General features: G+C 45.9%; 9 protein-coding genes and 1 CRISPR repeat array. All 9 genes read left to right on the top strand.

The window, feature by feature from the left end; translation table 11 throughout:
• Positions 1-286: 286 nt before the first annotated feature.
• Positions 287-914: direct repeats of the CRISPR family, unit length 33 nt; unit sequence GTCAGGCTCTGCGAAGAGCCTGTGGATTGAAAT.
• A 64-nt stretch (positions 915-978) separates the two neighbouring features.
• On the top strand, positions 979-1,710 hold the full coding sequence (locus LQE92_RS14190; protein WP_231063597.1) for a phage tail family protein: 732 nt from the start codon (positions 979-981) through the stop codon (positions 1,708-1,710).
• A 91-nt stretch (positions 1,711-1,801) separates the two neighbouring features.
• The gene (locus tag LQE92_RS14185; RefSeq protein ID WP_231063596.1) at positions 1,802-3,589 is read left to right on the top strand and encodes a phage tail spike protein; all 1,788 of its coding nucleotides are present in this window, start codon (positions 1,802-1,804) and stop codon (positions 3,587-3,589) included.
• A gap of 11 nt (positions 3,590-3,600) precedes the next feature.
• Positions 3,601-5,775 (top strand): BppU family phage baseplate upper protein, encoded by a 2,175-nt coding sequence (locus LQE92_RS14180; protein WP_231063595.1) that lies wholly within the window; start codon positions 3,601-3,603, stop codon positions 5,773-5,775.
• A gap of 13 nt (positions 5,776-5,788) precedes the next feature.
• Entirely contained in the window at positions 5,789-6,508 is a 720-nt protein-coding gene (locus LQE92_RS14175; protein WP_231063594.1) for a hypothetical protein, read from the top strand.
• Positions 6,509-6,525: 17 nt separating this feature from the next.
• Entirely contained in the window at positions 6,526-6,840 is a 315-nt protein-coding gene (locus LQE92_RS14170) for a hypothetical protein (protein WP_231063593.1), read from the top strand.
• Between the two features lie 21 nt (positions 6,841-6,861).
• Complete coding sequence (locus LQE92_RS14165) at positions 6,862-7,128, top strand: phage holin family protein (protein ID WP_231063592.1); 267 nt, start codon at positions 6,862-6,864, stop codon at positions 7,126-7,128.
• A 76-nt stretch (positions 7,129-7,204) separates the two neighbouring features.
• A complete protein-coding gene (locus LQE92_RS14160) occupies positions 7,205-7,393 on the top strand; it encodes a type II toxin-antitoxin system HicA family toxin (RefSeq protein ID WP_231063591.1) in 189 nt (62 codons plus the stop codon).
• Between the two features lie 29 nt (positions 7,394-7,422).
• Positions 7,423-7,818 (top strand): type II toxin-antitoxin system HicB family antitoxin, encoded by a 396-nt coding sequence (locus LQE92_RS14155; protein ID WP_231063590.1) that lies wholly within the window; start codon positions 7,423-7,425, stop codon positions 7,816-7,818.
• 499 nt (positions 7,819-8,317) lie between these two features.
• Positions 8,318-9,133: a BRO-N domain-containing protein gene (locus tag LQE92_RS14150; RefSeq protein WP_231063589.1), complete on the top strand. Its 816-nt coding sequence runs from the start codon at positions 8,318-8,320 to the stop codon at positions 9,131-9,133.
• Positions 9,134-9,162: the final 29 nt, after the last annotated feature.

The following is a 9,162-nucleotide window of genomic DNA, read 5'->3' as shown; positions in this document are numbered from 1 at the left end:
TAACGAAGAGTGGGATAGGATAGCAATTATAAATCATGCGGTAAATTTGCAGGATACCAAAAGGCTACAGACATTGCAGATTATGGGAAATAGTTTAAGAATACAAAAATAAAGCAGAATTTAGGTGCGAATCCTAAGTGCACAGAAAATGTTAGGGGGATTCGCACCGAGAAAAGTGCACAAAAGTTAAAGCCCGGATAGGAGAGTGAGAAATTGTAGCTGAAAAATTTGTTAAGATGTGATAAAATAGGAAAAGATATAGACGTAAAGTTTGAGTATTTTTGCTGTCAGGCTCTGCGAAGAGCCTGTGGATTGAAATCGCCATATGGGTAATCATATCCCGTTCCGCCTTTGTCAGGCTCTGCGAAGAGCCTGTGGATTGAAATGTAAGACCTTGCTGTTTTAAATACCCCTTGATGAGTCAGGCTCTGCGAAGAGCCTGTGGATTGAAATATATTTGACACTTTTTATTATAATACTCATTTTAGTCAGGCTCTGCGAAGAGCCTGTGGATTGAAATCATTTCATTAGCTTGTCGATTAATCAGTTTTAAAGTCAGGCTCTGCGAAGAGCCTGTGGATTGAAATAACGTGAGGCATCCTATTGGGTATACAGGAAGATCGTCAGGCTCTGCGAAGAGCCTGTGGATTGAAATTACTGAATTGCATTCTGGAGTCGACGGTATCCATGTCAGGCTCTGCGAAGAGCCTGTGGATTGAAATCCTTTCAATCTCTCCGGAAGCCGGTCAAAGTTCGTCAGGCTCTGTGAAGAGCCTGTGGATTGAAATCGTCGCCGGGAAGCGAAGAGGCAAGGAGGATGAGTCAGGCTCTGCGAAGAGCCTGTGGATTGAAATATTTTTGCCCAGATCCAAGCTGCTCAAGTCAGGCTCTGCGAAGAGCCTGTGATTTGAAATTTTGTGGTGATGACATCGCTCCCCGAGAGGGGAGCGTTTGTTTTATATAAACCTAGGAGGTGATATGATGCAATTCTATGATTCAAAGTATTACCAGAAAGATAAACGAGTAGGCAGCAGGTGCCTCATAAACGGGAAGGATGCCTATGAAAGTTTTAACGCGGACTTAGTTGGCATAGATATGATTCCTGGGATACTAACAGTGGATTTCAGGGAAAACCCAGGCATGAGCGGGTTGAATGTGTTCAACAGCAGCATACAGACCAGAGGAAGGACCTTTCGGTTTTATGTAGGGGGTTCATCGGAAGAAGAGGCAGAGATCCATGTATCTGACCTTCTGGCGGAATGCAAAAACTGCATCGTCATTACAGAAGAGAGCCGTTTTGAATATGTGGCGGTGATGAATGGATATACAGATGAAAAACCGGATATTGATTATTTTCATTTTGTCACGATATCTTTTGCCGTAGTATACCGCTTGCCCCTTGTCACAGTGGAACTGAATGGAACAGGAACAGTTTATAATGAGGGAAATCAGACAACCGGGTTGAAATTGGAAATCATGCCGAATAGAGCCATTTCAAGTATGCGGATAGCGGGCATCACGGTAAAGAATTTAGTGGCGAACCAGCCGTTTATCATAGATGGGATTACTGGACAGGTAATGTCAAATACTATTAATCGCTTTGCGGACACGGATCTTATTGATTTTCCCAAAGCCGAGCCGGGTATGAATGAAATCGAGGTATCTGTACAGGTGCCGGTTAAGGTTTCTTTCTACCCGGTATTTTTGTGAGGTGAATGATATGTTGAGATTATACGATGCGGCAGATAGCAGCGTCCTCTATCCTTTAGTGCTCCCGGATGACTCCTGGAGCATTTGCCATATGTATGATGGTAGGGATGCGTTGAACTTTGAAATGAGCTCGGAAAACGAGATGTATCCGAGGATTGCGGAGGAAATACGGATAGAGGATGAAAAAAACCGTTATATCGTGAAAAATGTGGATGAGCACAACGGCATTGCAACGGTTGATTGTGAAATAGACCTGGACGACTGGAGGGAGAAGTTCTGGCGAGAGTTCCGGACAACAGACAGCTTACTATCCGAGGTGATAGAACAAATTAAGCCGCAGGGATGGAGCGTATCGGGAGTGACAGCTTTTACCAGACGGGATACCGTGGAAGCCAGTGAGGGGATGCCTCTTGAAAATGTAGTGTCATTGGATATTTTGAGCAAGGCTTGTGAAGTTTATGGTGCCGTGGTCAATTATGATACCTTAAATAAAGTCCTGAAGGTAATTAATCCGGAGGAATATACAGACAGCGGGGAGTATTTTACCGACGAGCTGAATCTGCGGAGCATCGGCTTTGTAGGAAACAGTACCGATTTTGCCACTAGGCTGTATGCCTATGGAAAAAAAGATGATAACGGAGTCCCGCTAACTTTTGCCGCTATCAATAATGGAAAGGAATATATAGATGATAATGGCTATAGCAACCGGATTATATCGATAGGATGGTCCGATGAACGGTATACGGTTCCGAAATCCCTTCTGGAAGCCGCAAAAAAGAAATTAAAAGAGCTTGCGTATCCTGTCAGGTCTTACGAATGCGATATTCGTAATATGAGCGGAAACATTCAGATGTATCAAGGGGTGACACTGATTGACCGGCGTCGTAAGATCCGTATTAAACATCGAGTTGTTGAATACAAAGAATATCCGAAACGCCATGATTTAGATGTGGTCACAATATCCGCGGCAGTACCACGCATCGAGAGCGAGATCAAGAGTATATCTAATCGTATCGATGAAGTCATCCGGCCGGATGGTTCTGTGATCGCTGAGAGGATTTCTGGATTTATCAATGGCGCGCTTACGAGCTTAAAGGCACAATATAACGTAGCGGAGAAGCAGGATGTCGTTGCGATCTTATTTGAAAATCTGGATGAGAACAGCCCCCTTTATGGAGCGCTGGCAATTGGTACTCAGGGCCTGATGATATCCAAAGTTCGTATAGCGGATGGGGATTGGGATTGGTCGACGGCGCTTACAGCGAATGGCCTTATTGCCGATATCATCGTTACGGGACTTTTGGCGGATAGGTCAGGAAGAAATTTTTGGAATCTGGATACCGGTGAATTTATCACAACAAAAGGGAAAATTGGCGGATGGGACATCGGAGAACGGGCAATATACAAAGATATTACTATGCCCAGCGGGATTATCTATCGTGTATATATACAACCTCCGTTAATCACGACAGAAGATAAAACATGGGTAATATCGTGCCAAAGATCTACAGACGGCGGGAAAGAGTTTTTCGGAACATTTATACTCTATTCCGACGGAACGATACATCAAGGAAAAGATTCGGACGGGTTATCTATATATGGAGATTTATTAGAAGCGGTCTTTAACAGATATGGTGTTTCTGTTTATGATAAAAATGGAAAACAAAGAATGGTTTTAAATCAAGAGAATCTGATTTTTACTGGTGCTAATAACGATATTTTGGCAGGAATGTATATGGGTAGCAGCGGTAAAACGCAGATAGTATCAGATAACATTTATGCACGAAATGCCTATTCAGGAAGCATTACTGTACCAAATAATTCAGGGGGAGTTTATACAATTACAATTTCAGGAGGAATTATCACGAAGATATCATAGGAGGACCAAATATGTTATTAATGGACCAGATAACAGTGGATCTAAAGAATCCATATCCCCTGACAGGGCTCAAGGCCCATCAGGGGGACACAGGAAGAGGGGTACTTATATCCCTCTTTTATAATGGCCAGATCATGGAGCCGACGACGGAAACGGTCAGGATCTTTATCAAAAAGCCGGATAAGACCAAAGTGTACAATGACTGCCAGATCGAGAATGGCAAGATCAAGGCCATCTTTACCAATCAGGCCCTGGCAGCAGCAGGCAGAGCCGAAGTAGAGATCGAGATGACCGGGACGGAAAACAGAGTCAGTACGCCAATCTTTGCACTGGATATCCTGCCGACGAATATAGACGATACCGCGATTGAATCCACGAATGAGTTTACGGCGATTGAAAAGGTTGTGAATGCAGCCATAGACGAAGCGGTAGAACGCGCAGACGCAGAGACCCAGGCCGCAGTGGACCGGGCAAATGCGGCCATAGCCGCCGCCAATGAGGCGGCAGAGAATGCTTCCCGGTATGGGGATAAGACCCTGGAGATCGAATCCCTGGAGCGGCAGCAGTATGACGCCATAGACCACCTGGAGGGCGACGGGACCGTAGGGAACCCCAATTCCTCCGATGCTCCGCTGTCCATTGGGGTATATGGGAAAAGCGTGCAGGATGCGACAACCGGAGCGCAGCTTTTGGATATGGATAACGCAAAAGGCGGGACTAGTGCGGGAATTACATCCACGATAAATCCTGATGGCACCATTACTGATAACGGAACCGCATCCACTGCCGTCATAAATATATGGTTTTTTGGAAGCTACAACGTCACACCCGCTGATGATGGATCAAATGTATTTTTTACTTTGGAATACGGAAAGACATACCACATCCATGATATCCTGTTATTCTCTGTCGGTCCATCCGGCTCCCCCATATCAGCAGGTGGATTGTTCACTTGTACTCAGGTGGATGGATTTAAGGTAACGGGAGTGAGGCACACAGTCGCGGTCATCGGAGAAAGTTGCAACGACAAAATCTTGTATCCGATGGTTGCGGAGGTAAACAATGGTGAACAGGCTATCCCCTGGGAACCGTATACAGGAGGGGTACCTTCTCCCAGCCCAGCATATCCACAGCCTATACAAAGTGTGGGCGGAGACAGCGGCGTAACTCTCAAAGTATCCGGGGCGCAGCTCTTGGATGCAGAAGCAGATCATGTATCGTCTGGGATCCAGAGTTATACCGTAGCCGGAGATACCATCACGATCCCTGGCGAGCTTTGTGGTCTTCCGGTGGATTCACATGGAAATTACACCGATAGAAACGGCCAGCAATGGATCTGTGACACTGTGGAGGTATCCCCTGACGGGACAGCAAAAATAACAAAGCGAGTGAACAAAGTCGATCCCACTAAGTTCACATTTAATAGGGGGTCCGGCCGGTTTGAAACAAACGTGCCGGATGCCTATAGTTACGATACGTCTATCTACATGCCGGTGCGGTGTAATATAGCCCGTAATACTACCGTGGTGAGCGAAAATACATGCAGGCCGGGAAAGGACGAAAACACGGGCATCCTGATCCTGTATGCGGCACAGGATACCGATCTGTCCGGCTTAGATTACCGATATCTGTGTGACCCCGTGGAGACGGTCATAGACCTGGAATTGACAGGACCGCTCAAGTCCTACGCTGGAGGGACCACGATCATCTGTGACAGCAATCTCTCTCCTGGAGTTTACGGGGATTTCCGAAGCTCCGTCTACAGCGCCATTGAAGACTTGGATGCCCGCCTTAAGAACACAGCGGAATCAATGGGGAACGGGGTGTTTACCTCCGATGAGACCATAGCGGGAGCCACCTTTGAGACCCAGATGGATGCGGACACGCTGGGAGGGCAGGCACCGGGATATTATGCAAAACAAACGGAGGTCGCGGATGTAAGCAGCACACTTGGGAAATGGAGGGCATATAGGACCCTGGCAAGCTTTAACGCGTCGCAATATACGGATATCGTGGATGCCGGTTCTAAAGCCGGCAGCGTTGTCGTGGTACAGCGGGCACAAGAGATGGTGGCATCCGCTAAGACCATCGTGGCTGCGAGATGTTACGACGGATACATACGGGTATGGGCAGATGCGTCCTTAACGGGTGCTTTTGCCGTTGATGTCATCATCAATTACATGTAAGGGAGGACAAGATATGTCAATCATAACCGGGGTCATCAAGACCCTGACATCAAAATTTGGAGTAACGCTCCCAGTCACAGTGACCAAAGCGGTATACGACGAAGCGACCGGGGAAAGGCTGGATGAAACCCTTGATAAACGACAGATGCAATCCTTTATAAGCCCGGAACACCTGGGGCTTGTAAGAAGCACCTGCACCTTGGTCGATCTGTTCAACGCCCTTCCATATTTCGGGACCTTATCTTATTGGATCGGGTCCAATTCGGCGCAGATCCAATCCGAGATCGCGTCGCAGATTGGACGGGATGCTGCCGATGTGTTTGGGACCCTGTCCGTCACAAAAATGGAAAACCTGACTGGGATCTATACGTTTTGCAAATACGGAGAAACACCAAATCTGACCTATACTGCGTCTTATGATCTGGTGAACGCGACAGCTACGTGGAAAAACTTTGTGCGGAACGCGACAGCGGACGACGTGGAAGGTCTGCGGGATCTGTCCCTGACCGACAAGGGCAATGTGACGAGCACTCTGATGGGTACAGTGCCAAAAGGATTTTACCAGTATGAGGCAAATACTGCGGGCGCGCCGAGCACTGATGCAGGAGTCATATTATCTCTTCCGATCGGATCTGCGTATGCAATGCGGATCGCCATAACGGCCGCAAATCAGATGTACATCAGTGTTTACACGGCGGGCATATCTTATGGATCGTGGAAACAGATATCGTAGTGAAAAGGAGACCAGATGTGAACAATGAAGAGATCGCTATCAGATTGGAAGCCCACAACCACGAGATCGGATCGCTGAAGCACCGTGTGGGCGACCTGGAGGAACAGACACAGACGATACAGTCCCTTGCCCTATCCATCGACCGGCTGGCGAACAGCATGGAGCGGATGGCAAAGGAACAGGAGCAGCAGGGATTGCGGCTAAAAAAATTGGAAGATGAACCGGCGGAACGATGGAACAGCGCGAAGAAGACGGCTTTTACGACCATCGTATCGGTAGTAGCCGGAGCTCTTGCGACCGGGCTCATCATCGTTTTGGCACAGTACATATAAAAAAGAAAGAGAGGAATCAACATGGAATTTGGAACGATAGGGAGTGTAGTCGGTATCACCGTGATCTGTTATCTGGCCGCCGTAGCGGTCAGAGCAACGCCGCTTGATAATAAGTGGCTGCCGGTCATCTGCGGTATCCTGGGAGGCGTCCTGGGGATCGTTGGCCTGCAGGTCATCCCGGATTTTCCAGCCGGGGACTACATAACGGCGGTTGCCGTGGGGATTGTATCCGGCCTTGCAGCGACGGGGAGCAACCAGGTGTTTAAGCAGCTTAAAAATAATACGTGAAATTACGTAATGCCCATTGACATACGTAAGAATACGTGATATAATTTAACCATGATAAGGAAAGGAGATACAAAAGATGCCAATGAGTCCAAAGGAGATGATAAAACTCCTGAAAAAAAATGGATTTCTGGAGATTGGCCAGAACGGCTCTCATGTAAAAATGGAAAATCCAGAAACCAAAAGGACGGTAATTATTCCTTATCACTCCAAAGACCTGAAAAAGGGAATGGAGCAGGCGATTCTGAAACAGGCAGGGCTTAGATAGCCCTGCCACCTGAAATGGAGGTATCACGTATGAATAACAGGCTATTTTATCCAGCCATTTTTCACAAAGCTGAGGAAGGAGGATTCTGGGTAACATTTCCAGATATCCCGGAGTGCCTGACGCAAGGTGATGATATGCAACAGGCGTATGAAATGGCTGTAGATGCGTTGGGGTTGTCTTTGACTACGATGGAAGAAAGAAAGGAAGAAATCCCACAAGCTTCTGAACCGGATGTTGTTGAAGTGGGAGACGGCTTTATAGTCGTTGTGGAATTTGATGTGGCAGAGTATCGCCGGAGACATTGCTCTCGTGCGGTAAAGAAGACACTGAGCATTCCAGAGTGGTTGAATGAGGCAGCGATAAGAGCGGGAGTGAATTTTTCTCAGACCTTACAAGAAGCATTGATGGATAAGATTAAAATGTAAAAAGCATTGAAAAATGAGGGAGCTTGGAGACAGGCTCTCTTTTTTGTATGAGGTATTTATGAAATTAATTGAATATAGGGGAGAAGTCCTGTCAGGGTATGTTCCTGACCTCCCCATAAGCCAGGTAAGGCGTTGCGAAATGCAGCGTCTTTTTTGATTCCGTAGGTAGGGCGGAAAAATAGTTGAAAAACCTCTTGACTTATTGGATATCCATGATATAATAATTTATAGGATATCCAATAAATAAAAGGAGGTGATTGACTTAGTGTCACCGCGAACAGGTAGACCACCAAAGGAAGATTCCAGGGATAATCAATATAGAATAAGATTATCTAACGAGGAATTACAAAAGCTGGAATTTTGTTGCGATAAAACAGGGTTAAGCAAAGCTGATGTAATCCGAAAAGGAATTGATGAAGTCTACAAGCAACTAAAGAAATAGAAACACCCGCGCCCCTACCAAAGTTTGCGAGTGTTTCATAACCGAGGAACTTCCTCTATGAAATATTATATCATTATTGGAAGTTCTTCGCAATCAGAAAATGAAAGTGAGGAATTTTATATGAAGGAATTAATGATTTTTGAAGGACATGAAGTAGAAGTTTTAGAGCTTAAAGGACAGGTATTGTTTAATCCGTATCATGTTGGTATGTGTTTGGATTTGAGCGAAAGCGCTGTAAAGATGGCAATTTCCAAAATGAATAGTAAACAGGCAATAAAACTTACAAATTTTAAAGTCAAAGATATTGACTTTAGGAGATTACATAATACTGGAGAAAATTTCCTTACTGAGAGTGGCGTATACAAATTGGTTTTCAAGAGCAGAAAACCTAATGCAGAGAAATTCACAGATTGGATTGCAGACGAAGTTCTTCCGGCCATCCGCAAGACTGGCTCTTATGAGATGCCGAAAAAGAAGCAATCTTCCGAAGACCGTACAGAGATTATGATGATGAACGCCCGCAGCCGTATGGCTCAAACTTATATGAAACTGGCTCAGGTGGACACACTTTCCAGTACATACAAAAACGTTCTCGTATCTAAAGCAAGCGAAGTTCTGGCCGGGGAACCAATCATACCGCTACCCGCCATTGAACAGAAGAAGGCTTATTCTGCAAAAGATATCGGTATTATGTTTGGGATTTCTGCAAACAAAGTTGGCAGGATTGCCAACCAGCATCGGTTAAAGACGGCACCTTTTGGTGAGTACCGCAGGGATAAGAGCCAACATTCCGCGCATGAGTGTGATACCTGGGTGTATTTTGACACAGTGATACCGGAATTTGAACGTATTCTCGGAATCGAGGTGGCTTGATATGATGAAAGTTGCTGATATTAGAGAAG

The sequence above is a fragment of the Lientehia hominis genome, assembly GCF_021044755.1.
GTDB classification, from domain to species: Bacteria; Bacillota; Clostridia; order Lachnospirales; family Lachnospiraceae; genus Lientehia; species Lientehia hominis.
This window is presented reverse-complemented; position numbering and strand designations above follow the sequence as displayed.